24 protein-coding genes are annotated in these 26,159 nt (G+C 72.7%); 16 read left to right on the top strand and 8 right to left on the bottom strand.

Annotated features, from left to right (window positions below; all coding sequences use genetic code 11):
* The first annotated feature begins 6 nt into the window (after window positions 1-6).
* The 7 genes from tatC (at window position 7) to ACWD35_RS03950 (ending at window position 8,869) form a co-directional block, all read left to right on the top strand.
* Window positions 7-948 carry a twin-arginine translocase subunit TatC gene (tatC, locus tag ACWD35_RS03980; protein ID WP_451349551.1) on the top strand — a complete coding sequence of 314 codons (942 nt, stop codon included), beginning with the start codon at window positions 7-9 and terminating at the stop codon, window positions 946-948.
* Between the two features lie 105 nt (window positions 949-1,053).
* On the top strand, window positions 1,054-3,906 hold the full coding sequence (locus tag ACWD35_RS03975) for a DEAD/DEAH box helicase (protein ID WP_451349550.1): 2,853 nt from the start codon (window positions 1,054-1,056) through the stop codon (window positions 3,904-3,906).
* A 329-nt stretch (window positions 3,907-4,235) separates the two neighbouring features.
* Window positions 4,236-5,912 carry a sensor histidine kinase gene (locus ACWD35_RS03970; protein WP_451349549.1) on the top strand — a complete coding sequence of 559 codons (1,677 nt, stop codon included), beginning with the start codon at window positions 4,236-4,238 and terminating at the stop codon, window positions 5,910-5,912.
* A complete protein-coding gene (locus ACWD35_RS03965; RefSeq protein ID WP_451349548.1) occupies window positions 5,909-6,313 on the top strand; it encodes a roadblock/LC7 domain-containing protein in 405 nt (134 codons plus the stop codon). The genes ACWD35_RS03970 and ACWD35_RS03965 overlap by 4 nt, the downstream gene beginning before the upstream one ends.
* Window positions 6,310-6,711 carry a DUF742 domain-containing protein gene (locus tag ACWD35_RS03960; protein WP_451349547.1) on the top strand — a complete coding sequence of 134 codons (402 nt, stop codon included), beginning with the start codon at window positions 6,310-6,312 and terminating at the stop codon, window positions 6,709-6,711. Before ACWD35_RS03965 ends, ACWD35_RS03960 begins: the two co-directional genes overlap by 4 nt.
* The gene (locus ACWD35_RS03955; RefSeq protein ID WP_451349546.1) at window positions 6,692-7,312 is read left to right on the top strand and encodes a GTP-binding protein; all 621 of its coding nucleotides are present in this window, start codon (window positions 6,692-6,694) and stop codon (window positions 7,310-7,312) included. Before ACWD35_RS03960 ends, ACWD35_RS03955 begins: the two co-directional genes overlap by 20 nt.
* Before the next feature lie 51 nt (window positions 7,313-7,363).
* A complete protein-coding gene (locus ACWD35_RS03950) occupies window positions 7,364-8,869 on the top strand; it encodes a cytochrome P450 (protein WP_451349545.1) in 1,506 nt (501 codons plus the stop codon).
* A gap of 12 nt (window positions 8,870-8,881) precedes the next feature.
* On the opposite strand, the gene ACWD35_RS03945 is transcribed toward ACWD35_RS03950, so the two are convergent.
* The 3 genes from ACWD35_RS03945 to ACWD35_RS03935 form a co-directional block, all read right to left on the bottom strand.
* Entirely contained in the window at window positions 8,882-9,838 is a 957-nt protein-coding gene (locus tag ACWD35_RS03945; RefSeq protein WP_451349544.1) for an RluA family pseudouridine synthase, read from the bottom strand.
* Between the two features lie 97 nt (window positions 9,839-9,935).
* Window positions 9,936-10,781, bottom strand: a complete 846-nt coding sequence (locus ACWD35_RS03940) for a siderophore-interacting protein (protein ID WP_451349543.1) — start codon at window positions 10,779-10,781, stop codon at window positions 9,936-9,938.
* 192 nt (window positions 10,782-10,973) lie between these two features.
* Window positions 10,974-11,894 carry a 5'-3' exonuclease gene (locus ACWD35_RS03935; RefSeq protein WP_451349542.1) on the bottom strand — a complete coding sequence of 307 codons (921 nt, stop codon included), beginning with the start codon at window positions 11,892-11,894 and terminating at the stop codon, window positions 10,974-10,976.
* A gap of 383 nt (window positions 11,895-12,277) precedes the next feature.
* Here ACWD35_RS03935 and ACWD35_RS03930 point away from each other — a divergent pair, with 383 nt between their 5' ends.
* Both ACWD35_RS03930 and ACWD35_RS03925 read left to right on the top strand, forming a co-directional pair.
* Window positions 12,278-12,850: a helix-turn-helix domain-containing protein gene (locus tag ACWD35_RS03930; RefSeq protein ID WP_451349541.1), complete on the top strand. Its 573-nt coding sequence runs from the start codon at window positions 12,278-12,280 to the stop codon at window positions 12,848-12,850.
* Window positions 12,850-13,569 (top strand): helical backbone metal receptor, encoded by a 720-nt coding sequence (locus tag ACWD35_RS03925; protein ID WP_451349540.1) that lies wholly within the window; start codon window positions 12,850-12,852, stop codon window positions 13,567-13,569. Before ACWD35_RS03930 ends, ACWD35_RS03925 begins: the two co-directional genes overlap by 1 nt.
* Here the strand turns inward: ACWD35_RS03925 and ACWD35_RS03920 are convergent.
* Complete coding sequence (locus ACWD35_RS03920) at window positions 13,481-14,647, bottom strand: TDT family transporter (protein ID WP_451349539.1); 1,167 nt, start codon at window positions 14,645-14,647, stop codon at window positions 13,481-13,483. The two genes, ACWD35_RS03925 and ACWD35_RS03920, sit on opposite strands and share 89 nt — an antisense overlap.
* A 71-nt stretch (window positions 14,648-14,718) precedes the next feature.
* Between ACWD35_RS03920 and ACWD35_RS03915 the strand changes: the two genes are divergently transcribed.
* Window positions 14,719-15,642, top strand: a complete 924-nt coding sequence (locus ACWD35_RS03915) for a LysR family transcriptional regulator (protein ID WP_451349538.1) — start codon at window positions 14,719-14,721, stop codon at window positions 15,640-15,642.
* Window positions 15,643-15,651: 9 nt separating this feature from the next.
* Here the strand turns inward: ACWD35_RS03915 and ACWD35_RS03910 are convergent, their stop codons facing one another.
* On the bottom strand, window positions 15,652-16,338 hold the full coding sequence (locus ACWD35_RS03910) for a gamma-glutamyl-gamma-aminobutyrate hydrolase family protein (RefSeq protein ID WP_451349537.1): 687 nt from the start codon (window positions 16,336-16,338) through the stop codon (window positions 15,652-15,654).
* Window positions 16,339-16,391: 53 nt separating this feature from the next.
* Window positions 16,392-17,129 (bottom strand): FadR/GntR family transcriptional regulator, encoded by a 738-nt coding sequence (locus ACWD35_RS03905; protein ID WP_451349536.1) that lies wholly within the window; start codon window positions 17,127-17,129, stop codon window positions 16,392-16,394.
* Window positions 17,130-17,226: 97 nt separating this feature from the next.
* Between ACWD35_RS03905 and ACWD35_RS03900 the strand changes: the two genes are divergently transcribed.
* The 3 genes from ACWD35_RS03900 to ACWD35_RS03890 are packed head-to-tail and all read left to right on the top strand — an operon-like array spanning window position 17,227 to window position 20,755.
* Window positions 17,227-18,591, top strand: coding sequence for a glutamine synthetase family protein (locus ACWD35_RS03900; protein WP_451349535.1), 1,365 nt, complete (start codon window positions 17,227-17,229; stop codon window positions 18,589-18,591).
* Between the two features lie 11 nt (window positions 18,592-18,602).
* Window positions 18,603-19,976 (top strand): aldehyde dehydrogenase family protein, encoded by a 1,374-nt coding sequence (locus ACWD35_RS03895; RefSeq protein WP_451349534.1) that lies wholly within the window; start codon window positions 18,603-18,605, stop codon window positions 19,974-19,976.
* Window positions 19,973-20,755, top strand: a complete 783-nt coding sequence (locus ACWD35_RS03890; RefSeq protein WP_451349533.1) for a 3-oxoacyl-ACP reductase — start codon at window positions 19,973-19,975, stop codon at window positions 20,753-20,755. The genes ACWD35_RS03895 and ACWD35_RS03890 overlap by 4 nt, the downstream gene beginning before the upstream one ends.
* A 3-nt stretch (window positions 20,756-20,758) precedes the next feature.
* Here ACWD35_RS03890 and ACWD35_RS03885 read toward each other — a convergent pair whose 3' ends face one another.
* Window positions 20,759-21,961 (bottom strand): amino acid deaminase/aldolase, encoded by a 1,203-nt coding sequence (locus ACWD35_RS03885; RefSeq protein ID WP_451349532.1) that lies wholly within the window; start codon window positions 21,959-21,961, stop codon window positions 20,759-20,761.
* A gap of 295 nt (window positions 21,962-22,256) precedes the next feature.
* Here ACWD35_RS03885 and ACWD35_RS03880 point away from each other — a divergent pair, with 295 nt between their 5' ends.
* The 3 genes from ACWD35_RS03880 to ACWD35_RS03870 are packed head-to-tail and all read left to right on the top strand — an operon-like array spanning window position 22,257 to window position 25,608.
* On the top strand, window positions 22,257-23,666 hold the full coding sequence (locus ACWD35_RS03880; RefSeq protein ID WP_451349531.1) for a hypothetical protein: 1,410 nt from the start codon (window positions 22,257-22,259) through the stop codon (window positions 23,664-23,666).
* On the top strand, window positions 23,663-24,850 hold the full coding sequence (gene mycP / locus ACWD35_RS03875) for a type VII secretion-associated serine protease mycosin (protein WP_451349530.1): 1,188 nt from the start codon (window positions 23,663-23,665) through the stop codon (window positions 24,848-24,850). Before ACWD35_RS03880 ends, mycP begins: the two co-directional genes overlap by 4 nt.
* A gap of 26 nt (window positions 24,851-24,876) precedes the next feature.
* A complete protein-coding gene (locus tag ACWD35_RS03870; protein ID WP_451349711.1) occupies window positions 24,877-25,608 on the top strand; it encodes an SseB family protein in 732 nt (243 codons plus the stop codon).
* A 1-nt stretch (window position 25,609) separates the two neighbouring features.
* Here the strand turns inward: ACWD35_RS03870 and ACWD35_RS03865 are convergent, their stop codons facing one another.
* On the bottom strand, window positions 25,610-25,981 hold the full coding sequence (locus ACWD35_RS03865) for a DUF1844 domain-containing protein (RefSeq protein WP_451349529.1): 372 nt from the start codon (window positions 25,979-25,981) through the stop codon (window positions 25,610-25,612).
* Window positions 25,982-26,159: the final 178 nt, after the last annotated feature.

Raw genomic sequence — 26,159 nt, 5'->3', positions numbered from 1 at the left:
TGTGGGTTGCTCGAGTCTGCCCGCAAGAAGGAGAGGGATCCCGAGGGGCGGATGCCGCTCGTGGATCACTTGCGTGAGCTGCGTAACCGGCTCGCGAAGGGTGTCCTGGCGATCCTTGCCGTAACGATCATCGCGGCCTTCTTCTACAGAGACATCATCAACGTCATCACCCAGCCGGTGCTCGACGAGATCGGCTGCCACCAGTCCTTCGGGGAGCTGGCCAAGGCCAAGAACGTCCACTGCGCGCACATCACCGTCAGCGGCCTGCTGGCGCCGTTCACCCTGGCCCTGAAGGTCGCCCTGATGGCCGGAGTCGTGCTTGCGTCGCCGGTCTGGCTCTACCAGTTGTGGGCGTTCGTCGCGCCGGGCCTGCACCGCACCGAGAAGAAGTACGCCTACGCCTTCGTCGGCTTCGGCTTCCCGCTCTTCCTCGGCGGCGGCTACCTCGCGTTCCACGTGCTGCCCACCACGGCGAGGGTGATGATCGACCTCACACCCAGTGGTGCTGAGAACCTGTTGCCGCTCGACGACCTGCTGGACCTGGTCACCCGCATGATCGTCGTTTTCGGTCTCGCCTTCGAGATGCCGTTGCTGCTGGTCATGCTCAACCTCACCGGTGTCCTGTCCGGGCGGCGCATGCTGGGCTGGTGGCGCGGCATGATCGTCGGCATCACCGCCTTCGCGGCCGTGGCCACGCCCAGCCCTGACCCCATGACGATGCTGGCGCTGGCGGCACCGATCTGGATGCTCTACTTCATCGCCGTGGCCATCGCGTTGCTCAACGACCGGCGCCGGGCCCGCCGCGAGGCCGAAGGCCCCGGGGACGACGAGGCGTCCGAGCTGGACCTCACGCCCGAGGAGATCGGCGAGGTGGAGGCCGTGACCGCGAGCGCGACCCCCGAACGGTCCGGTACGGACCGGGTCAACGGCTACGACGACGTGACCTGACCGTCACCGCGCGCACATGCGATACCCCGGCCCGGGTGGCTTTTCCGGGCCGGGGTCTTTCGTGTCCTGGGGTCGCCGGCCGTCGATCAGTCCACGTTCCGGATAATGATCGTCCTGTTGTCAGTGCGGCCCGGTACGCTCGAAAGCACGATGACAGAGGACCTCTCTCCGGCCGAGCGGTACGCGGCAGCCCGCAGGCGGGCAGCCGAGCAGGCCACCGCGCTCGCGTCCTTCCGCGAGATGTACGACTTCGGCCTCGACCCCTTCCAGATCGAGGCCTGTGAGGCGCTCGAAGAGGGGAAGGGCGTGCTGGTGGCCGCCCCCACCGGCTCGGGCAAGACGATCGTGGGCGAGTTCGCCGTCCACCTCGCCCTGAGGCAGGGCAAGAAGTGCTTCTACACGACACCCATCAAGGCGCTGTCGAACCAGAAGTACGCCGACCTGTGCCGCCGCTACGGGGACGGCATGGTCGGCCTCCTCACCGGCGACAACAGCATCAACTCCGACGCCCCGGTGGTCGTGATGACCACCGAGGTCCTGCGGAACATGCTGTACGCGGGCTCGCAGACCCTTCTCGGCCTCGGCTATGTGGTCATGGACGAGGTGCACTACCTCTCCGACCGCTTCCGCGGCGCCGTCTGGGAGGAGGTGATCATCCACCTTCCCGAGTCCGTGACCCTGGTGTCGCTGTCGGCGACCGTGTCCAACGCCGAGGAGTTCGGTGACTGGCTGGACACCGTCCGTGGCGACACCGAGGTGATCGTCTCCGAGCACCGGCCGGTCCCGCTGTTCCAGCACGTGCTCGCCGGGCGCCGGATGTACGACCTGTTCGAGGAGGGCGAGGGCCACAAGAAGGCCGTCAACCCCGACCTCGTCCGCCTCGCCCGCATGGAGGCCACCAGGCCGTCGTACCAGGACCGGCGGCGCGGCCGGGCCATGCGCGAGGCCGACCGGGAGCGGGAGCGCCGGCAGCGCTCGCGCGTGTGGACGCCGGGCCGGCCCGAGGTCATCGAGCGGCTCGACTCCGAGGGCCTGCTGCCCGCGATCACGTTCATCTTCAGCCGTGCCGGCTGCGAGGCCGCCGTACAGCAGTGTCTGTACGCGGGCCTCAGGCTCAACGACGAGGAGGCGCGGGAACGGGTCCGCGCGCTCGTCGAGGAGCGCACCGCCGCCATTCCGTCCGAGGATCTGCACGTCCTCGGCTACTACGAGTGGCTGGAGGGGCTGGAGCGCGGTATCGCCGCCCACCACGCGGGCATGCTGCCGACCTTCAAGGAGGTCGTCGAGGAGCTGTTCGTGCGCGGCCTGGTCAAGGCTGTGTTCGCCACCGAGACGCTCGCGCTCGGCATCAACATGCCGGCCCGCTCGGTGGTCCTGGAGAAGCTCGTCAAGTGGAACGGCGAGCAGCACGCCGACATCACCCCCGGTGAGTACACGCAGCTCACCGGCCGGGCCGGGCGCCGCGGCATCGACATCGAGGGCCACGCGGTCGTGCTGTGGCAGCGCGGGATGAGCCCGGAGCACCTGGGCGGTCTCGCGGGCACGCGTACGTACCCGCTGCGCTCCAGCTTCAAGCCGTCGTACAACATGGCGGTCAACCTGGTCGAGCAGTTCGGCCGGCACCGCTCGCGTGAGCTGCTGGAGACCTCCTTCGCGCAGTTCCAGGCCGACAAGTCGGTCGTCGGGATCTCCCGGCAGGTGCAGCGCAACGAGGAGGGCCTGGAGGGCTACAAGGCCTCCATGACCTGCCACCTCGGCGACTTCGAGGAGTACGCGCGGCTGCGCCGCGAGCTGAAGGACCGCGAGACCGAGCTGGCCCGGCAGGGCGTGAACCAGCGCCGGGCCGAGGCCGCCGTGGCCCTGGAGAAGCTGAAGCCGGGCGACATCATCCACGTGCCCACGGGCAAGTACGCGGGCCTCGCCCTGGTCCTCGACCCGGGCCTGCCCGCCGGCCGCTCCAACGGCCACCGCGGCTTCGACCAGCACGACGGGCCGCGCCCGCTGGTGCTCACCGCCGAACGGCAGGTCAAGCGGCTGGCGTCGATCGACTTCCCGGTGCCGGTCGAGCCGCTGGACCGGATGCGGATCCCGAAGTCCTTCAACCCGCGCTCCCCGCAGTCCCGCCGGGACCTGGCCTCCGCGCTGCGGACCAAGGCCGGGCACGTCCCGCCGGAGCGGGCCCGCAAGAAGCGTTCGCAGGCCGCCGACGACCGCGAGATCGCCCGGCTGCGCACCGCCATCCGCGCGCACCCCTGCCACGGCTGCGACGAGCGCGAGGACCACGCCCGCTGGGCCGAGCGCTACCACCGGCTGCTGCGCGACACCTCGCAGCTGGAGCGCCGCATCGAGGGCCGGACGAACACCATCGCCCGCACCTTCGACCGGATCGTGGCGCTGCTGACCGAGCTGGACTACCTGCGCGCCGACGAGGTCACCGAGCACGGCAGGCGGCTCGCCCGGCTCTACGGCGAACTCGACCTGCTGGCCAGCGAATGCCTGCGCGAGGGCGTCTGGGAGGGCCTCGGCCCGGCCGAACTGGCCGCCTGCGTCTCGGCGTTGGTGTACGAGGCCCGGCTCAGCGACGACGCGATGGCGCCGAAGCTGCCCTCCGGCAAGGCGAAGGCCGCGCTCGGCGAGATGGTCCGCATCTGGGGCCGGCTGGACGCGCTGGAGGAGGAGTTCCGGATCAGCCAGACCGAGGGCGTGGGCCAGCGCGAGCCCGACCTCGGCTTCGCCTGGTCCGCGTACATGTGGGCCTCCGGCAAGGGCCTCGACGAGGTGCTGCGCGAGGCGGAGATGCCGGCCGGTGACTTCGTGCGCTGGTGCAAGCAGGTCATCGACGTCCTCGGGCAGATCTCCGCCGCGGCGCCCGCCGAGGGTTCCACGGTCGCGAAGAACGCCCGTAAGGCGGTCGACGCACTGCTGCGCGGAGTGGTGGCCTACTCGTCGGTGGGCTGAACCGGCACCACACCCACGCCCTGAGGGCCCGGACGGTCTGGAGAGCTCGTCCGGGCCCTTTCGCATGCCCGTACGCCGTGACCGAACGTGTGCGAAGAGCCGCTGAGCGTATAAATGGAGCCGAGCGTACTCCCGTTGCAGGGGGGATTTCAGGTGCTTGCCGAATATGACACGGCGATGATCCGGTCGGACTAAGCTCGCCCGCGGCGCATCGAGTTGAGATGAATTCGCGCGCCTGTTCCCAAACATGCGGAAAATCCCGTCTGTTCCATGAACCTTCCCCTCGCAAGCTCTCCCGACACCCAGCCGATTCGTCTCAGAAGGCATCCATGGTGAGTGTTCAGAAGCCTCCCGGCGGCCGTGAACGTCCCTATGCGCGCGTGCTGTTGCTGCCCGCCATAGCGCTGGCGGCGGCCACCGCAGCCGCCGTGGCCCTGGTCCCGGCCCACGCCCGGACGGCCGCCGCCGGCTTCGGGGCCGCGGCGGTGCTGCTGGTCCTCGCCACCGCCACGGAGGTCGTCCGCCGCGGCCGGCAGCTCCGGGCGGCCAAGGCCGAGCACGCCCGGCACACCGCGTACCTGGAGCACCGGCTCGCCGCCCACGACGCGGAGATCACCCGCCTCGGCAGCCAGGTCCTGCCCACCGGAGTGTTCCGGCTGCGCGCCGGTGAACCACTCCGGGACGTGCTGCGTAACGTCTACGACGCCGACCCCGAGCTGCGTCATCTCCCCGAGTCCTACCGCGAGTTGGTGCGCGTCGCGCTGCGCGGCGTCGACCAGCAGATCTCGATGCGCGACGCCACGGAGCGCTCCTTCGTGAGCATCGCCCGCCGCGTCCAGGCGATCGTCAACCAGCAGAACAACGAACTGCGGGAGATGGAGGAGGACCACGGCCGCAACCCCGAGGTCTTCGACGACCTGCTGCGGCTCGACCACGGCACCGCGCTGATCGGCCGCCTCGCCGACTCCATCTCCGTGCTCGGCGGCGGGCGCCCCGGCCGCCAGTGGCCGCTGCCCGTCTCCCTGTACAGCGTGCTGCGCGGCGCCATGTCGCGGATCCTGGAGTACCGGCGCATCGAGCTGAACTCCATCGTCAACATCAACATCAAGGGCACCGCCGTCGAGCCGGTCATCCACGCCGCCGCCGAACTCCTCGACAACGCCACCCGCTACTCGCCCCCGTCGACCAAGGTGCACGTCACCGCGGCCGAGGTGCAGACCGGCATCGCCATCGAGATCGAGGACGCCGGCGTCAGCCTCAACGAGGAGTCCCGCGCCCGCATCGAGAAGATGATCGAGGACGCCAAGACGGGCGACGACGAGCAGAACCTCGGCGAACAGCCCCGCCTCGGCCTCGCCGTCGTCGGCCGCCTGTGCAAGCAGTTCGACATGGAGGTCTCGCTGCGCGCCTCCGCCTACGGCGGCGTCCGCGCCATCCTCGTCGTGCCGCGCGTCATGACGACCACCGAGCCCGGTGTCGGCGCCGCCCACGGCATCGGCGCCACCGGCTCCCCGATGCCCGAACTCGGCGCGGTGGAAGGCCCCAAGCGCCCGCCCAAGAAGCGGCGCCCCACCAGCCCCAAGATCCCCGCCGGGATCTCCATGGAGGACGACGTCCCCGAGGTCACCGAGTGGACGGCGAACGGGCTGCCGCAGCGTCGCAGCCGCGTGAAGACCCCGCTCAGCCAGCGGATCGCCGAACAGGCCGCCATCGAGCGCGCCGAGCGCGAGGGCAAGCCGACCATCTGGTCGCAGACCAGGCCCGAACCTGAGCCCGAGCCCGAGCCGGAGATCGACCCCGAGATCCAGAAGCTGCGGGACCGGCCGCCTGGCATGTGGGTCGAGGCCTTCTGGGACGGCCTGCGCAAGGGCATGCCCGAGGACGCCACCGCGAGCGAACTGACGGACTTCACGCTCAACCCGACCAAGTACCTGCACCTGCTCAACGATTCGGACACCCCCACCGAGGCCGCCACCGGCGCCGACGACCAGGGAGACCTCAAGTGATCCAGCAGCGAGGCAACTTCGACTGGATGCTCAAGCAGCTGAACGACGGCGTACCGGGCATCCAGATGATCGTCGTCCTCTCCGCCGACGGCCTCCGCATCGCCCGCTACGGCGGCGAGCCGGACGCCGCCGACCGGGTGGCCGCCGCCTGCGCGGGAGTCCAGAGCCTGGCCGGTGCCATCATCCAGGAGATGAAGGGCGCCGGCGAGATGAAGCTCGTCGTCTTCGAGATCCACGGCGGCTACTTCTACCTCATGAACGCCGGCGCCAACGCCTACCTCGCCGTGCTCGCCGACGTCACCTGCGAACCGGGCCGGATGAGCGGCATGATGCGCGACCTCGTCGTCCGGATCGGCGCCCACCTGACCAGTCCGCCCCGGCGGAACGGGCACACCGTATGACTCCTCCGCAACGCCGACGGCGCCACCCCAAACCCCTGCCGCCTCCCCAGGAGCCGGGCGGCGAGGGTGAGATCAAGAACCCGGAACGGCTGTACGCCATCACCGGGGCCGCCGATGGAGGGCGCGCCGAACTCGACCTGGTGACCTTGATCGTGGCGCGCTCAGCGCCGTCGCCGTCGGCCACCCCCGAGCAGGCCGCGCTGCTCCGGCTCTGTCAGGCCCCCCTGTCCGTGGCCGAACTCTCGGCCTACCTCAATCTGCCGTTCAGCGTGATGACCGTACTGATCACCGAGCTGATCACGGCCGAACTGGTGCAGGCGCGCGCCCCGATCGTCCGCCAGGCGCTCCCCGACCGTTCACTCCTCGAAGCGGTGATGCATGGACTTCAAAGGCTCTGACACCATCCCCGGCCCGCGCACCGAGGACCATCTCCCGCACTCGGCCCAGGCCGCGGTGAAGATCGTGATCGTGGGCGGCTTCGGCGTCGGCAAGACCACCATGGTCGGTTCGGTCAGCGAGATCAGACCGCTGACCACCGAGGAGACCATGACCCAGGCCGGCATCGGCGTGGACGACAACTACGGGTCCGAGTCCAAGACGGCCACCACCGTGGCCATGGACTTCGGCCGCATCAGCATCACCGACAAGCTGGTGCTCTACCTCTTCGGCACCCCCGGCCAGGAACGCTTCTGGTTCCTGTGGAACGGCCTGTTCGAAGGAGCGCTCGGCGCGGTCGTCCTCGTCGACACCCGGCGCCTGGAGGTCAGCTTCGACGTCATGGGGCGCCTGGAGGAGCGCGGCGTGCCCTTCGTCGTCGCCGTCAACACCTTCCCGGACGCGCCCCGTTACCCCGCCGAGGAGCTGCGCACGGCGCTGGACCTCTCCCCGGACATCCCGATCGTCGAGTGCGACGTGCGCCGCCGGGCCTCCAGCAAGGACGTGCTGATGACCCTGATGCGCTTCCTGCACTCGCTCGCCATGAGCGGCGCCCTCACCTGACCCGCAGCCCACCGACTCACCGCACACTTTTTCCGCTTCGGAGCGACCACTGTGACGCCTGAACCCTCATCCCTGACCGGCACACACGACCCCTCGTCCGTCCCGCCCCCCGGCTGCCCGGCACACGGCCTCGGCCTCGGCCCCGGGGGACTGCACCGGCTCTACGGCCTCGACGCGGACGACCTCGGCGACCTGTACGAGCGGCTGCGCGAGGAACACGGCTCGGTGGCGCCCGTCCTGCTCCACGACGACGTACCGATGTGGGTGGTCCTCGGGCACGCCGAGAACCTGCACCTGGTGCGCAGCCCCTCGCAGTACACCCGTGACAGCCGCGTCTGGACCCCGCTGCTGGAGGGCATGGTCAAGCCCGACCACCCGCTCATGCCGCACATCGCCTGGCAGCCCATCTGCTCGCACGCCGAGGGCGACGAGCACCAGCGGCTGCGCGCGGCGGTCACCGGCGCCATGTCGACCATCGACCACCGCAGCGTCCGCCGCGACATCGGCCGCTACACGCAGGGGCTGGTCAACAGCTTCTGCGAGCGGGGCCGGGCCGACCTGGTCTCCCAGTTCGCCGAGCATCTGCCGATGGCCGTGCTGTGCGAGATCCTCGGCATGCCCGAGGAGTACAACGACCGCATGGTGCAGGCCGCCCGCGACGCGCTGAAGGGCACCGAGACCGCCATCCAGAGCCACGCCTACGTGATGGACGCGCTGAGCCGGCTCACCACCCGCCGCCGTGCCCGGCCCGAGGAGGACTTCTCCAGCCACCTCATCACCCACCCGGCGCGGCTCACCGACGACGAGGTCCGCGAACACCTGCGGCTTGTCCTCTTCGCCGCCTACGAGGCCACCGCGAACCTCCTCGCCAACGCGCTGCGCATGGTCCTCACCGAGCCGGGCTTCCGGGCCCAGCTCAGCGGCGGCCAGATGACCGTGCCCGAGGCGATCGAGCAGTCCCTGTGGGACGAGCCGCCGTTCAGCACGGTCCTCGGCTACTTCGCCAAGCAGGACACGGAGCTGGGCGGCCAGCGCATCCGCAAGGGTGACGGGCTGCTGTTCGCGCCCGCCCCCGGCAACGTCGACCCGCGGGTGCGGCCCGATCTCTCCGCCCACATGCAGGGCAACCGCTCGCACCTCGCCTTCGGCGGCGGCCCGCACGAGTGCCCCGGCCAGGACATCGGCCGCGCCATCGCCGACGTCGGCGTCGACGCGCTGCTGACGCGGCTGCCGGACCTCCGGCTCGACTGCGCCGAGGAGGAGCTGAGCTGGCGCTCCTCCATCGCTTCCCGGCACCTGGTCGCGCTCCCGGTGTGCTTCGAACCGAAGCCGCAGCAGGACGTGCAGGTCTCGCCCAGCCCCATGCCGGTCCCGCCGCCGAGGCCCGCCTGGCACGTCGGCACCCAGCGCCCCGGCTCCATGCCGGCCGCCGAATCGCAGCCGATGCCCGCCCACCAGCCCCCGCAGCCCGCCCACGCCCCCCTGCCGACGGCCCCGGCGCCGGCCGGCCGCAAGGGCGTGTGGCGGCGCCTGCTGCTCTGGTGGCGCGGGGAGTGAGCGCAGAGCGGGCTACGGCTCCTGTCCGGCGGCCCACTCGTCGTACGAGGACCACGCCTGGAGCGTGCGTCCGCTGACGAAGGCGTGCTCCGTGCCCGTGACCGGGTCGGTGAACTCCAGCCTCCGCGCGAGCAGTTGCAGCGGACGTCGGAAGTCATCGGCCGGCACGGGGGCGGTCACCTCCGGGTACAGCGGATCGCCGAGGATGGGTATGCCGAGCGCGTTCAGATGCACCCGCAGCTGGTGGGTCTGCCCGGTCTCCGGGATCAGCCGGTAGCGGCCCAACCCCTCGCGGAACTCCGCCAGTTCGACCCGGGTCACCGCGTTCGGCTCGCCCTCGACCTCCCGTGCGGCCTGCACCCCGCGCTCCTTCACGATCCGGCTGCGCACGGTCCGGGGCAGGGCGAGCGAGGGCTCGTACGCCGCGACCGCCGCGTACTCCTTGCGGACCCGCCGGTCCGAGAACAGCGTCTGGTACGCGCCGCGCTCCTCGGGCCGCACCGTGAACAGCACCAGCCCGGCGGTGAGCCGGTCCAGGCGGTGCGCGGCGGTCAGCGTCGGCACGCCCAGCTCATGCCGCAGCCGGGCCAGCGCGGTCTGGGCGACGTGGCTGCCGCGTGGGGTGGTGGCGAGGAAGTGCGGCTTGTCGGCCACGACGATGTGCTCGTCCCGGTACACCACCTCCACCGGGAACGGCACCGGCACCTCCGGGGCCAGTTCGCGGTGGAACCACACGAACATCCCCGGTTCGTACGGTGCGTCCGGCGCCACCGCGCGGCCGTCGGCGCCCACGACCAGCCCCTGCGCGAACAGCTCCTCGACGACCCCGGGACCGGCCCCCGTCAGCCGCGCCACCAGATGCTCCCGCACGGTGGCCCACGCGCCGTCGTACGGCAGCCGCACCCGCACCGGGTCGACGCCGTCGCGCTGCGGGAGCGGGGCGGGCGGGGGAGGGGTACGGCGTCTCATCGGGGTCAAGGGTACGGCGGCGCAGGCAGGACGTGAGCATGCGAGAGCGGCGGCGCCCGAAGGTGCCGCCGCTGTCAGGGTCCGCCGCCGCGCACGCTCAGGCGGCTGCCGGCGTGCCCTCCTGTTCGGACTCGATGCGGGCGTTCCACTCGCGCTTGGAGGCCTGCCAGCCGTCCTCGTTGTGGCCGAGCCGCCAGTAGCCCGAGATGGACAGGTCCTCGCGCGGGATCTCCAGCTCGACCCGCAGCATCCGGCGCAGCTCCTTCACGAAGCCCGCCTCACCGTGCACGAACGCGTGCAGCCGGCCCTCGGGGAACTCCAGCGCGCGGACGGCCTCCAGCAGGGCCTCGCCGACCGGCCGGTCCCCGCGGTGCACCCAGGCGATCTCCACGTCGGAGTCGACCTTCTGCTCCTCCTCGGGGCCGGACACCTCCACGAGGGCATGGGCCCTGGCGCCCCGCGGCAGCGTCTCCAGGGAGCGGGCGATCGCGGGCAGCGCGCTCTCGTCGCCGACCAGCAGATGCCAGTCGGCGCCCGGGTCGGGCGCGTAGGCGCCGCCGGGACCCATGAAGCGGACGGACTCGCCGGGCCGGACCCGCAGGGACCACGGCCCGGCCAGGCCCTCGTCGCCGTGGATGACGAAGTCCAGGGCCAGTTCGAGGCGTTCGGGGTCCCAGGCCCGCACGGTGTACGTCCGCGTCACCGGCCACTGCTCGCGCGGGAACTCGGCGCGGATCCGCTCCAGGTCGAAGGGCTCCGGGTAGGTCACGCCCGCGGGGCCGAACAGCAGCTTCACGTAGTGGTCGGTGCAGGAGTCCGCCGCGAAATCGCGAAGGCCGTCACCGCCGAGCACCACGCGCTGCATGTGCGGTGTCAGCCGCTCGGTGCGCACGACCTGGGCGGTGTAGGGCCTACGCGGCTTTCGTTCCGGACGCACTGCCATCACGGGCCTCCTGCGACATTGGTTAGGTTTACCTAAGTTACCATCCCGTTCCTGTGCCGGATCTTCGTCGCGGCGACACGGCTCTGCGCTTTGCCGGAAAATTGCCGGTTCTGCTTCACGGTAGTCCCGCGTCGGTCCCGCGTCAGTTCCTCGTCGGTCCCTCGTCAGCCCCTCGTCAGCCCCGCGCCGCCGTCATTCTCCGAGCGTGGTCAGCAGCCGGTGCAGGGAGCCGCCCAGTCCCCAGCGCACGGCCAGCGCGTCCAGTCCGGCCGGGTCGCGGGGGGTGCGCGGCAGGGTGGTGTCGACGTCCGGCAGCGGCACGTCGCCGGCCACGCGCACCACCTTCGGCGCGACCGCGACATACGGCTGCGCCTCCGTCAGCCGCTTGCGCTGCGAGGGCGTGAGCTTGGCGCCCGGGTCGTCCGCCGCCGCCATGATCCCGGCCAGGTCGCCGAACTCGGCGAGCAGCTTGGCGGCCGTCTTCTCGCCGATCCCGGGCACGCCCGGCAGACCGTCGCTCGGGTCGCCGCGCAGCAGCGCCAGGTCCGCGTAACCCCGCCCGTTCACCCCGTACTTCTCGCGCAGCACCGCCTCGTCGGTCAGCTGGAGCGTGCCGACCCCCTTCAGCGGGTACAGCACGCGGACGTCGCGCTCGTCGTCGACCAGCTGGTACAGGTCGCGGTCACCGGTGACGATGTCGACCGGGCCGTCGGCGCGCGCCGTGAACGTGCCGATCACGTCGTCCGCCTCGTACCCCGGGACGCCGACGCGCGCGATGCCGAGCGCGTCCAGCACGGCCTCGATGACCGGCACCTGCGGGGAGAGCGTGTCCGGCACCTCCTCCTCGTCCGGTGCGCCCTCGTGCTCCTCGGCGACCCGGTGGGCTTTGTAGGTGGGGATGAGGTCCACCCGCCACTGCGGGCGCCAGTCGGCGTCCATGCAGGCCACCAGCCGCGCCGGCCGGTGGTCCTTGACCAGCCGGTCGATGAAGTCCAGCAGCCCGCGCACGGCGTTCACCGGGGAGCCGTCCGGCGCCCGCACGGAGTCCGGGACGCCGAAGTAGGCGCGGAAGTACAGCGAGGCGGTGTCGAGAAGCATGAGTCGTCCGGTCACGCTCGCATCATGCCGTACGGCCGCTCCCCGGCCGCCTTGTCAACGCAAGAGGGCTCCGGTAGCCAAGGAGGATGGCGGGCCCCGCCTGGCGTATTCACCCCTACGGAACGGATCCGGCCAACCACAGAACGCCACGGACGCGCGCCGGGCGGGAACACCGGAGCCCGCCGGCGCCTTGAACCAGGGGACATTCCCTCCGTGCGGCCCGCCGGCGCACTGGCGCGAACCCTGGTGGTTCCGGTCCCTGGGTATGACAGGGATGTGACAGGTGCCTGAAACGGTTTGACGAACATGCATAGGGTGCAGAGAAGTCACAGGGCGAGGTGTGCCTGACGCCGGGCACCCGGACGGCCGTACGACGAGTGAGGGAGGGAGCCGGAGCGATGGGCGACCACAAAGAGCAGCAGCCCGTACGGGTGGGCGCGGCCGTCCGGCGGCGCCGCCGTGCGCTGGAACTGACCCTCGCCGCGGTGGCCGAGCGCAGCGGACTGTCCGTGCCCTTCCTCAGCCAGGTCGAGAACGACCGGGCCCGCCCCAGCCGCACCTCCCTGGAGAAGGTGGCCGACGCCCTGCGCACCACCGCGGTGGAACTCCTCGCCGCCGCCGACCCGGCGGCCACCGTGGACGTCGTGCGCGCCGAGCCCGGCGCCGAGGACGACTTCGCCCCGCGCACCCGCTCCCTGGTCCGCGGCCACCACCAGCTGCACGCCTCCGAGTTCACCGGCGACCACGACGCGGGCCGCGAGTTCCAGCACCGCAACGACGAGCTGATGTACGTCGCGGACGGCGCGGTGGAGATCGAGGCGGAGGGCCGCGCGTACCGCCTCGGCCGTGGCGACACCCTCTACCTGACCGGCGGGGTCCGCCACCGCTGGCGCGCCACGGTCCCGGACACCCGGGTGATCGTGGTCGCGGTCGCCGAGCACATCGAGGCCGTCCAGGACCGGGCGCGTTAGTGCGGGTCGTCTCGCTCGTCCCGTCGCTGACGGAGGCGGTCGCCGTCTCGCTGCCCGGGGCGCTGGCCGGTGCCACGGACTGGTGCAGTCATCCCGAAAGCCTCGCCGTCACCCGGATCGGTGGCACGAAGAACCCCGACGTGGAGCGGATCGTCTCGCTCGCGCCCGACCTGGTGCTCGCCAACGAGGAGGAGAACCGCGCCCCCGACCTCGACGCCCTGCGCGCGGCGGGCCTTCAGGTGCTGGTCACCGAGGTGCGTACGGTGCCGCAGGCCTTCGCCGAGCTGGAGCGGGTGCTGGCCGCGTGCGGGGCGCCCGCGCGGCCCCGCTGGCTGGACGAGGCGGAGGCGGCCTGGTCCGCGCTCCCGGAACCCGTCGAGCGGCGCACGGCGGTCGTCCCCGTCTGGCGGCGCCCCTGGATGGTGCTGGGCCGGGACACCTTCGCCGGTGACGTCCTGGCCCGGCTGGGTGTGGACCACCTCTATGCCGGCCACCCCGACCGCTATCCCCGCATCCCCCTCGACGAGCTGCGCGCGGCGGCCCCGGACCTCGTCGTCCTCCCGGACGAGCCGTACCGGTTCACCGCCGACGACGGCCCGGAGGCGTTCCCGGGGCTGCCCTGTGCTCTGGTCAGCGGACGGCACCTGACTTGGTACGGCCCTTCGCTCGCAAAGGCGCCACGGGTGCTGGCGCAGGCCCTGCGGGCAGCTCACCGCTGAGCAGCCCGCGCACCGTGCCCCGGGCAGCCGCGCCCCATGCCACGGCCAGCAGCGCGTACAGCCCGACGGCCAGGGCGTCGTAGCAGGCCAGGTGGGTGTGCCGGGCGAGGGTGGCCGTGCCGGTGACACACGTGCCCACCGGGAAGGTGAACGCCCACCAGGTCAGCGCGAAGCCCATGCCCTGCCGCCGGGCCCGCACCACGTACGCCGTCGCGAAGGCCAGCCACAGCAGAGCGAACCCCATCACGGGCACCCCGTACAGCACGGCGAAAACGCCGAGGCCGCGGTCGTACGGGGCCGGTACGACCCCGGGGGCGGCGTCCGCGATCAGGCCGAGGGCGGTCGTGGACTGCCCGAGCGGGCCGAGGACCAGGAAGAGCGTCGGGGTGAGCGCGAGGGGCAGCGGGCCCCCGGTGACCAGCCGCGCGAAGACCAGCGGCAGCATCAGCAACGTGGCCAGCAGGCTCAGCCCGAACAGCGCGAAGCAGGCGAACAGCAGGGTCTCGCGGGGCTGGCCGGGCGGCAGGTGCGGCACCAGCAGCGGGCCGAGCGCGGCCGACACCATGGGCGCGACCAGCGGCAGCAGCCACACCGGGGTGGCCTCGGCGGCCTGGGCCCGGTGGCGTACGGCCATCAGGTACGGCACGGCGACGGCCGCCGCGAGCCCCACGGCCGTACCGGCGGTGAACAGCACGGTGTCGACGGCGACGGCCGCGGGCGCGCCGATCCAGTCCCGCCCGACGGTCATCGCGCCGCCGCCCACCGCGAGCAGCGCCATGGACAGGCAGCCGTAGAACGGGGCCATGGCCGCATCGAGGAGGTGGCCGCGGGCCTGGTCGCGGTGGTGGGTCCAGTGCCGGACGCGGGCGGTCAGCAGGGTCACGAGCAGCAGGAGGGACAGCGCCCAGAACGCCGTGCACAGGCCGCGCGGAACGCCCGTGGGCACGGGAAGCGCGGCGCCGGCCGTGCCGACGGCGGCGGTGCCCATCACGGAGGCGTACCAGTTGGGACCGAGGTGCCGGACGCGGGCGGCGCGGACGCCGGCAGGGGCTGTCAGGGAAGGTGCTGCGGTGACCATGAGTCCCACCGTCCCGCCGTCATCCGCCCCTGACCAGGGACTTCGCTTCTATGAGGGCATAAGCTGGTCTTATGAGCGAGGTCGAGGGACAGCGAGGCACAGCGGGATCACTGGCGCACCGGGTGCCCGATCTGGCCGCGCTGGAGCTGCTGCTGGCTGTCGCGCGGCTGGGCAGCCTCGGCGCGGCGGCACGGGAGGTCGGCATCACCCAGCCCGCCGCCAGCAGCCGGATCCGCTCCATGGAACGGCAGCTGGGCGTGGCCCTGGTCGACCGCTCCCCGCGCGGCTCCCGGCTCACGGACGCGGGTGCCCTCGTGACCGACTGGGCCCGCCGGGTGGTGGAGGCCGCGGAGGCCTTCGACGCGGGGGCGCAGGCCCTGCGGGACCGGCGGGACTCGCGGCTGCGGGTCGCGGCGAGCATGACCATCGCCGAGTACCTGCTGCCCGGCTGGCTGCTGGCGCTGCGCGCCGAACGACCGGACACGGCGGTGTCGCTGCTCGCGGGCAACTCGGCGAGGGTCGCGGAGCTGCTGCTGGAGGACGAGGCGGACCTCGGCTTCGTGGAGGGCCTGACGGTCCCCACCGGCCTGGACTCCGTGGTCATCGCCCACGACCGCCTGATCGTGGTCACTGCCCCCGGCCATCCCTGGGCGCGGCGCAGGCGCCCGGTGACGGCGCAGGAGCTGGCGGCCACGCCCCTGATCCTGCGCGAGCGCGGCTCCGGCACCCGCCAGGTCCTGGACGCGGCCCTGGGCGGCCTCGCCCGCCCGCTGATCGAGCTGTCCTCGACGACGGCAGTGAAGGCCTCCGCGGTGAGCGGCGCGGGCCCCTCGGTCCTGAGCGAACTGGTGGTGGGGGAGGAGCTGGCGATGCGTCGCCTGGTCAGCATCCCGGTGGAGGACGTGTCCCTGCGCCGCGACCTACGGGCGGTATGGCCGACGGGACACCGCCCTGCGGGGCCGGCACGGGAGCTGCTGTCGCTGACGCGGGGGTGAGCGAACCGGTCAGGCCGATGCCTCCACCAGTGCCCGCATGACCCGTACGTCCTCGCCCATCTCCGGATGCCACTGCACCCCGAGCACCCACCCTTCGCTCCGCAGCAGTTCGATCGCCTCCACCGTCCCGTCCTCCGCGTAGGCCGACGGCACGAGCCCGGTGCCGAGCCGCTCCACCGCCTGGTGGTGATGCGTGGGTACGGAGGTATCCTCCGGCACGATCCCGGCGTACAAGGTCCCCGGCACCGGTTTGACCGCATGCCGTCCGAAGACGCCGGGTACCTCCACGTGCCCCTCGATGTGCTGCACGAGCGTCCCGCCGAGGGCCACGTTCAGCAGCTGCATGCCGCGGCAGATCCCCAGCAGCGGCACCCCCGCGGCCAGCGCGGCCTCGATCAGGGCGAGTTCCCAGGCGTCCCGCTCCCGCGCCGGCGGCCCCGTGCGGGGCTCGCGCTCGGCGCCGTAGCGCACCGGCTCCACGTCCGGCCCGCCCGCGATCACCAGCCCGTCCAGCCGGGCCACGGCCTCAGCCGCGTGTTCCGGCGCGTCCGGCGGGAGCAGCGCGGCCAGTGCCCCGGCCCGCTGCACCAGCCGCGGATACCCGGCCGGCAGCAGCGCCGCGTCCAGCTCCCACACGCCCCAGCGCGTGCCGGCCTCCAGGTAGCTGCTGACCCCGATCAGCGGTCGTACGGTCACTGGGGCCTCCCCTCGACTTCAATGGTGTGGAAACATACCTTTGCAGAGAAGGCTTACGCCAGGAAGCCCCGCAGCAGTGCCGCCGTACCGGCGCAGTGCTCGCGCATCATCTCCCGCGCCCCGTCCGCGTCCCCGTCCAGCACCGCCTCCACCAGCGCGATGTGCTGACGCTGCGAGTGCTCCAGGTTGCGCACCAGCAGCGGGATGCAGTCGAGCAGCTCGTTCACCGTGGCCCGGACCGCCGCGTACTGCGCGGTCAGCGACGGCGACCCGCACAGCTCGGCCAGCGTCAGATGCAGCATCGTGTCCAGGCGCCGGTAGTCGGCGAGCGGCGCGTCGTGCGTGCGGGCCAGCGCCTCGCGCAGCCGCTCCGCCTGCTCGTCCGTCAGCCCGTGTGCCGCGCACAGCCCGGCCGCGCCCACCTCCAGCACCTCGCGGAAGCGCAGCACGTCCTCGATGTCGACCTCGGCGATGCGCCGGCGCAGCTCGTCCTCGCCGCCCGCGTCCGCGCGCGGCAGCACGAACGTTCCGCCGTAGCGCCCGCGCCGCGACTCCACCAGGCCCTGGTCCTGGAGCACCTTCAGCACCTCGCGCAGCGTCACCCGGCTGATCCCGAGCCGGTCCGCCAGCTCCCGTTCGGCCGGCAGCCGCTCGCCGCCCGGCACCAGACCGAGCCGTACGACCTGGAGGATCTGTTCCAGCGCCTCCTCGAAGCCGTTCCCGGCGCGCACCGGCCGCAACACCGGAGCGAGCCGGTTGTCGACCTCCTGCGCACCCGCGTCCTGCGACATCCGGCCGTACCCCCTTCCCAAGCAATGGTTCTCGGCAATACCTTATGGCTCCCGGCCCGGCCGAGAAAGCGCCGAGGACGCCGAAGGAGGCTCTCCCGTGGCAGACCGCACACCCCCGCTGAGCGTCGAGGAACTCCATAGCCTCGTCGCGAGCGGTGAGATCGACACTGTCGTCCTGGCCTTCCCCGATATGCAAGGGCGGCTCCAGGGAAAGCGGTTCGCCGCCCGCTTCTTCCTCGACGAGGTCCTGCACCACGGCACCGAGGGCTGCAACTACCTGCTCGCCGTGGACACCGAGATGAACACGGTCGACGGTTACGCGATGTCCTCCTGGGACCGCGGCTACGGCGACTTCGCCATGCACCCCGACCTGTCCACCCTGCGCCGAGTGCCCTGGCACCCCGGCACCGCCCTGCTGGTCGCCGACCTCGCCTGGAACGACGGCTCCCCGGTCGCCGCCGCCCCCCGCCAGATCCTGCGCCGCCAGCTCGACCGGCTCGCCGAGCTCGGCTACACCGCCCAGGTCGGCACCGAGCTGGAGTTCATCGTCTTCAAGGACACCTACGAACAGGCCTGGGACGCGAACTACCGCGGCCTCACCCCGGCCAACCAGTACAACATCGACTACTCCGTCCTCGGCACCGGCCGCATCGAGCCCCTGCTGCGCCGGCTGCGCAACGACATGGCCGGCGCCGGCCTCACCGTCGAGTCCGCCAAGGGCGAGTGCAACCCGGGCCAGCACGAGATCGCCTTCCGCTACGACGAGGCCCTGGTCACCTGCGACCAGCACGCCCTGTACAAGACCGGCGCCAAGGAGATCGCCGCCCAGGAGGGCGTGTCCCTCACCTTCATGGCCAAGTACAACGAGCGCGAGGGCAACTCCTGCCACATCCACCTCTCGCTCGCGGACGCCGAAGGCAACAACGCCATGGCCGGGGACCTGGAAGGCGGGATGTCGCCCGTCATGCGGCACTTCCTCGCCGGACAGCTCGCCGCCCTGCGTGACTTCTCCCTCCTCTATGCCCCGAACATCAACTCCTACAAGCGGTTCCAGCCGGGCTCCTTCGCCCCCACCGCCGTCGCCTGGGGGCACGACAACCGCACCTGCGCGCTGCGCGTGGTCGGCCACGGCCGCTCGCTGCGCTTCGAGAACCGCCTCCCCGGCGGAGACGTGAACCCGCACCTCGCCGTCGCCGGTCTGGTCGCGGCGGGCCTGTACGGCGTCGAGCAGCAGCTGGAACTGCCCGAGGCCTGCCCCGGCAACGCCTACACCGCCGGCTTCGAGCACGTGCCGACCACCCTGCGCGAGGCCGCCGAGCTCTGGGAGAACAGCCCGATCGCCAAGGCCGCCTTCGGCGACGAGGTCGTCGCGCACTACCGCAACATGGCGCGCGTCGAACTGGAGGCCTTCGACGCCGCGGTCACCGACTGGGAGCTGCGCCGCTCCTTCGAACGCCTGTGAAAGGTCAACCCGTGTCCGACCCGCACGAGCTGATTGTCCTCAACCCCGCCACCGAGGAAGTCGTCGCCACCGTCCCCGCCGCCACCGCCAAGGACGTGGACGCCGCCGTCGCACGGGCCTCGCGCGCCCAGACGGCCTGGGCGGCCCTCCCGCCCGCCGACCGCGCCCGGCTGCTGCGCCGCTTCGCCGACACCGTCGACGCCCACATCGAGGAACTGGCCCAGCTGGAGGTCCGCGAGGCCGGCCACACCGTGGGCAACGCCCGCTGGGAGGCCGGCAACGCCCGCGACCTGCTGCTGTACGCGGCCGGCGGCGCCGAGCGCCTGCTCGGCAAGCAGATCCCGGTCCCCGGCGGCTGGGACGTCACCTTCCAGGAACCCCTCGGGGTCGTCGGCGTGATCGCCCCCTGGAACTTCCCGATGCCGATCGCCGCCTGGGGCTCCTTCCCGGCGCTGGCCGCGGGCAACGCCGTCGTCCTCAAGCCCGCCGAGACCACCCCGCTGACGGCCCTGCGCCTGGCCGAACTCGCCCTGGAGGCGGGCCTGCCGGAGGGGTTGTTCCAGGTTCTTCCCGGCTACGGCCACATCGCGGGCCGGGCCCTGGTGGACCACCCCGACGTCGCCAAGATCGTGTTCACCGGCTCCACCCGCACCGGCCGTGAGGTCATGGAGCGCTGCGCCCGGCTGGTCAAGCCGGTCACCCTCGAACTCGGTGGCAAGAGCCCCAACGTCGTCTTCTCCGACGCCGATCTCAAGGCCGCCCTCGACCCCTTCTCCTTCCTGGACAACTCCGGCCAGGACTGCTGCGCCCGGACCCGCATCCTCGTCCAGGAGACGGTGTTCGAGGAGGCCCGCGCCTTCCTCGCCGACGCGCTGGCCGCCGTCGTCGTCGGCGACCCGGCCGACGAGAAGACCCAGATGGGCCCGCTGATCTCCCGTCAGCAGCTGGACCGCGTACGGTCGTTCGTCCCCGAGGACGTGCCCGCCCTGCGCGGCAGCGCCCCCGACGGACCCGGCTTCTGGTTCCCGCCGACCGTCCTGACGGGGGAGCGGCCGGACAGCGCGGCGGCCCGCGAGGAGATCTTCGGCCCCGTGGCCGTCCTGCTCCCCTTCACCGACGAGGCGGACGCGATCCGCCTCGCCAACGACACCCCGTACGGCCTCTCCGGCTCCGTCTGGACCCGGGACCTCGGGCGCGCCCTGCGCGTCTCCCAGGCCGTCCGCGCGGGCAACCTGTCCGTCAACTCCCACTCCAGCGTCCGCTACTGGACCCCGTTCGGGGGCTTCAAGCAGTCCGGCCTCGGCCGTGAACTGGGCCCCGACGCCCTGACCGCCTTCACCGAAACCAAGAACGTCTTCATCAGCACGGAGGGCACCGCACAGTGACCGACACCAATGTTTGCCGCCGCCTGGTCGGCCGTACCGCCGTCGTCACCGGAGCCGGCAGCGGCATCGGCCTCGCCACCGCCCGCCGGCTCGCCTCCGAGGGCGCCCACGTGGTCTGCGCCGACGTGGACGAGGCCCGCGGCAAGGCCGTCGCCGACGAGGTCGGCGGACTGTTCGTGAAGGTCGACGTCACCGACCCGGAGCAGGTCGAGGCGCTGTTCAAGACGGCGTACGACACCTACGGCAGCGTCGACGTCGCCTTCAACAACGCCGGCATCTCCCCGCCCGACGACGACTCCATCCTGGAGACCGGCCTGGAGGCCTGGAAGCGCGTCCAGGAGGTCAACCTCACCTCCGTCTACCTGTGCTGCAAGGCCGCCATCCCCTACATGCGCCGCCAGGGCAAGGGCTCCATCATCAACACGGCGTCCTTCGTGGCGCGGATGGGCGCGGCGACGTCCCAGATCTCCTACACCGCGTCCAAGGGCGGCGTCCTCGCGATGTCCCGCGAGCTGGGCGTGCAGTTCGCGCGCGAGGGCATCCGGGTCAACGCCCTGTGCCCGGGCCCGGTCAACACCCCGCTGCTGCAGGAGCTGTTCGCCAAGGACCCCGAGCGGGCCGCCCGCCGCCTGGTGCACATCCCGCTGGGCCGGTTCGCCGAGGCCGAGGAGATCGCCGCCGCCGTCGCCTTCCTGGCCAGCGACGACTCCTCCTTCGTCAACGCCACCGACTTCCTGGTGGACGGCGGGATCTCCGGGGCCTACGTCACCCCGCTGTAGGCCCTAGAGGAACGTCTGCCCCTCGCCGCGGTAGGTGGGCACGGTCGCCGTGACCGTGTCCCCCTCGACGAGGTGCAGCTTCTCGAACCGCTCGCACAGCTCGCCCGCCTTGGCGTGCCGGAACCACACCTTGTCGCCGATCAGCAGATCGTCGGCGGGCGAGCCGAGCAGCGGGGTCTGCACCTCGCCGGGGCCCTCCTGGGGGTCGTACGCCAGCCCCTCCGGCAGGTACGGCACCGGCAGCCGGTCGGGGCCGGCGGCGCCGGAGGCCGGGTAGCCGCCGCCGAGCACGGTGACGACACCGACGCCGGGCCGTCGTACGACCGGCAGCGCGAAGAGGGCGGCCGGACGGCCGCTGAAGGACGTGTAGTTGTCGAAGAGCCGGGGGACGTACAGCCCGGAACCGGCCGCGATCTCGGTGACCGCGTCCTCGGCCGCGGTGTGCTGCACGCTGCCCGTGCCGCCGCCGTTGACGAACTCCAGGTCCGGGGCGACGGCCCGCACCGCCCGGACCACCGTGGCCCGCCGCTCGGCCAGTTCACGGCGCGCGGCGGCCTGCATCAGCCGGATGGCGCGCGAGCGGAACGGGCGCCCGGCGACCGCGTCCCCGACCCCGGCGATGTGCCCCTCGTACGCCATGATCCCCACCAGCTTGAACCCCGGCCGCCGGGCCACCGCCCGAGCCAGGTCGGCGACTTGGGCGGGGGAGTGCAGCGGCGATCGGCGCGCGCCGACCCGCACCCGGCCGCCGAGCAGCTTCAGCGCGGTGTCCAACTCCAGGCAGACGCGCACCACTTCGCGTCCGCCGGCGCGGGACGCGTCGATGAGTTCGAGCTGGGCGACGTCGTCCACCATCACCGTGACCGCGGTGGCGAGCTTGGGATCGGCGGCCAGCTCCGCGAAGCCGGACCGGTCGGCGGACGGATAGGCGAGCAGGACGTCGTCGAAGCCGGAGCGCGCGAGCCACAGCGACTCGGCCAGGGTGAACGACATGATCCCCTGGAAGCCGTCCTTCGCCAGGACGCGTTCCAGCAGGGCCCGGCAGCGCACGGACTTGCTGGCGACCCGGACCGGCTTGCCGGCGGCGCGGCGGACCAGATCGGCCGCGTTGGCGTCGAAGGCCTCCAGATCCACGATCGCGAGCGGGGCGTCGAGAGGGGCGGTGGCCCGGTCGTAACGGGCCCTGTCAGCGGCGCGCGCAGTCATGAACGAAGCGTGCCAGACCCGAATACCGCAGGGTAGGGGGACGTTCCGGGCAGATGCCCCGGGGGTGTGGACAGGTTCCCTGTAGGCGCCCGACAACCCGTAGAGTGACGCGCACGTACGGCGGAACGCGCCCCACCGCATCACCTGCACCGGTCTGCCGGTCCGGTGAACCGGGATGCCGGTCCGGCCGTACGGGTATGCGTGCCCGGGACGGAGTCTGCGCACCGGGTGCGGCCGAGCAGCAGGACGGCCCGCGTACGAGGAAACGGCCCGGGCACGAGGAAACGGGGGGTGCATGAGCACGGAAGCGCGCCGCGCCCCGGTCCCGCCGCGCCCGTCGACTCCACCCCCGAGCAACATCCCTGCGGCGCCCTCGGGCCCGGGGGAGACGGACAACGGCACCGGAGCGGGCGCGATCTTCCCGCCGGTCGGAGCCGGGCCCGAGCCCGCCCGGCGCGGCGTCCCCGCTCCCGCCCAGCCTCCGGTGGCCCCCGGCTTCGACCCCGCTCCCGCTCTCGCTCCCGATCTTGATCTTGATCTTGATTCCGACGAGGAGCCCTCCGTCTTCGCCCCGCGCGCTTCGCGGACCTCGCAGCCCTCCGCCGTGCCCGAGGCCGGTGCCCCCGCGAGCCCGCCTCCGCCGCCCGCCTCCGCCCGCTTCCCCGACGCGCCACCGCGCCCGTCCCACCGCCAGGGGCCGCAGACCGGCCGCCCCACGGCACCGCCGGAAGCCCCGTCGGAGACGACGACCCGGCTGCGCCCCGTGCCCTCGGCACCCGCACCGCAGCCCCCCAGGTCCGCGCCCGCGCGGCCGGCTGCCCCGGCTCCTGCCCACCCCGGCCCCCGGCCGCCCGCCGCCGTCCCGCCGGACCCCGCCCTGTCCTGGAGTGCCGCCGCGGCGGCACGGCCCATCGTGTCGTTCGCGGAGCCGGAGACGCGTGGCCCGCGCAGCCGCGTGCGGTCCCGTACCGCCGCTGCCGGTGTCTGTCTCGTGTTCGGGCTCGGGCTCATCGGCGGTGCCGTGACCGGGAGCTGGCTCACCGGAGACGGTGGGGACGGGGACACCCGGCAGGGGTTCGCCACCGCCGGGACGCTGTGGCACAACGTGCCCGTCGACCGGCTCTTCCCGCCCACCGTCCAGGGCACCGGTGCCGGACCCGGCGGCGCCGACCGCACCTGGACGCGGATCGCCGTCGCCCCCGACACCGGCTGCGCCCACGCCTTCGACCCGCTGCTGCACAAGGCCCTCGCCCCCGTCGGCTGCCAGCGGCTGCTGCGCGCCACCTACACCGACGCAACGCAGAGCTACGTCACCACCGTCGGCCTGCTGTTCACCAAGGCCGACCCGGCCGGCATGGCCGCGCTCGCCGCCCGCTTCCGCGACGAGCACCTGGACCGCCGTGCCGACCTGATGCCCCGCCCGTACCCGGCCAAGGGCACCGCCGCGGCCGGCTTCGGCGACCGGCAGCGCGCCTCCTGGACCGTCTCCGTCCTGACCGACGCCCCCGTCGTCGCCTACGCCGTCTCCGGCTGGGCCGACGCTCGCACCGTCGACACGCCCCAGCCCGCCGCGGACGCCGTACGGTCCGGCGCCGGCACGCCGGCCGCCCAGTCCGGCCTCGGCAACGAGGCCCAGGGCCTGGCCGACCGCATCGAACGACGCCTGCGCCAGACCGTCGGCACGGCCACGGAGAAGCCCTCATGAGGCGATCGACAGGCGGCCCCCGCCGCAAGCGCGCGGCCGGAGCCGCGGTGAGCCTCCTGCTCACCGGCTCCCTCCTCCTGCTGCCCACCGCCGCCGCCCACGCCGACGGCATCCGCGCCCAGCAGTGGGGCCTGACCGCCCTCCACCTCGACGAGGCCTGGCAGACCACCAAGGGCCGGGGCGTCACCGTCGCCGTCCTGGACACCGGAGTCGAGGCCGACCACCCCGACCTGGCCGGCAACGTCCTGCCCGCCAAGGACCTGATCGGCTTCGGCTCGGGCCCCGGCGACCGCACCTGGGCCCGGCACGGCACCGCCATGGCCGGCATCATCGCGGGACACGGCCACGGCCCCGGCGACACCGGCGGCGTCATGGGCGTCGCGCCCGAGGCGAAGATCCTGCCCGTCCGGGTCATCCTGGAGGACAGCGACCCGGCCCGCGCCAAGGCCCGCACCACCCGCGGCAACGCCCTCGCCGACGGCATCCGCTGGGCCGCCGACCACGGCGCCGACGTCATCAACCTCTCCCTCGGCGACGACTCCGCCTCCGCGCACCCCGAGCCCAGCGAGGACGAGGCGGTGCAGTACGCCCTGAAGAAGGGCGTGGTCGTCGTGGCCTCCGCGGGCAACGGCGGCGACAAGGGCGACCACGTCTCCTACCCGGCCGCCTACCCCGGCGTCATCGCGGCCACCGCCGTCGACCGCTACGGCACCCGCGCCTCCTTCTCCACCCGCCGCTGGTACGCCACGGTCAGCGCGCCCGGCGTCGACGTCGTCATCGCCGACCCCGACCACAAGTACTACGCGGGCTGGGGCACGAGTGCGGCCTCCGCCTTCGTCTCCGGAGCGGTGGCCCTGATCAGGGCGGCCCACCCCGCGCTCACCCCGGCCCAGATCAAGAAGCTCCTGGAGGACACGGCCCGCGACGCCCCCGTCGGCGGCCGGGACGACTCCCGGGGTTTCGGCATGATCGACCCCGCGGCAGCCCTCAGGGCGGCCGACCGGCTGAAGCCGAAGGGTCTGCGCCCGGCGTCGTACGGCAAGGAGTACTTTGGTCCGGGCCCGGACGCGGCCAAGTCGACAACGGGTACGTCGGCCTGGGCGGGCGCCCTCGCGGGCAGCACCGGGGCGGTGCTGCTCGTCGCGGCCGTGGTTCTGTGGAGGGGCCGCAGGGCCGGCCTCTGAAGGCGGTGACGATAGGGTCGGTGACCGTGGCGAACAAGAACATTCCCGACCCCGGCTTCTCCGACGACGACGGCTCCGCCGACCCGAGGCTGAGCGCCGCGCTCGCCGCCTGGGCCGAGGACCGCAGCGCGCTCGGGCCCGTGCTGGAGGCGCTCAAGGGCGCTCGCCTGCTCGTCCCCGTCGTCGCCGTGCTCGGTGAGGTCGAGGAGGACGAGCACGGGCTGCGCCGCGAGAAGACCAGCGACATGGCCGTACCCACCTTGAAGGCCGGCCCGCGCACCGCCCTGCCCGCCTTCACCTCCATCGACTCCCTCGCCCGCTGGGACCCCGAGGCCCGCCCGGTCGCCGTACCCGTGCACCAGGCGCTGCAGGCCGCCGCGCACGAGAAGGCGGACACGGTCGTGCTGGACCTGGCCGGGCCCGTGCCCTTCGAGCTGACCGGCCCGGTGCTGCTCGCCCTCGCCGAGGGCCGCGTCAGCACCGACCCGCTCACCGACCCGGCCGTCGTCGAGGCCGTCCGTACGGCCGTGGCGGCGGAGCCCGCCGTGCTGCGCGCCCACCTGGGGCCGGGACAGGCCGACGGCACCCTCGCCCTCGTGCTCGACCCGGCCGCCGCGCCCGCCGAGGCCGCCCGCGCGGTCGCCGCGCGGCTCGCCGCCGACGAAACGCTGAGGGCCCGCCTGGTGCGCGGTCTCGACCTGGCACTGCTGCCGGCCGGGACCACCCCTCCGGGCGAGCCCCTGTACGTGAAGGAATAGATCAGCCGTAGACCGGGCCGGTGTACTTCTCGCCCGGCCCCTGGCCCGGCTCGTCCGGGACGATCGACGCCTCGCGGAACGCCAGCTGCAGCGACTTCAGGCCGTCGCGCAGCGGCGCCGCGTGGAAGGAGCTGACCTCGGTCGCGCTCGCGTCCAGCAGACCGGCGAGCCCGGAGATCAGCTTGCGGGCCTCGTCCAGGTCCTTGTACTTCTCGCCCTCCTCGCTCAGCCCGAGCTTCACGGCGGCGGCGCTCATCAGGTTGACGGCGACCGTCACGATCACCTCGACGGCGGGGACCTCGGCGATGTCCCGGGTCATCGCGTCGTAGTCGGTGTTCACGGGGCCGGGGTGCTCAGGAGGGGTCTCACTCATGCCCCACACGATAGGCGGCGACGGGCGCCGGGCCCCAGTTGGCCTCGGTTAGCCCTTCCTGCGCGGAGCTGCTAACCTTGTGTGACGACCGGCCGGAGACGCATGCCTCGCGGTGAGCGTACCGGCCCACAAGTGGAGGCTTCGAACTCCCACCTGACCGCCCTCCGGGGCGGCGGGT

It is taken from the genome of Streptomyces sp. NPDC002671, from assembly GCF_053592475.1.
The sequence above is the reverse complement of the archived record's forward strand: the minus strand, read 5'-3'. Positions and strand labels throughout refer to the sequence as shown.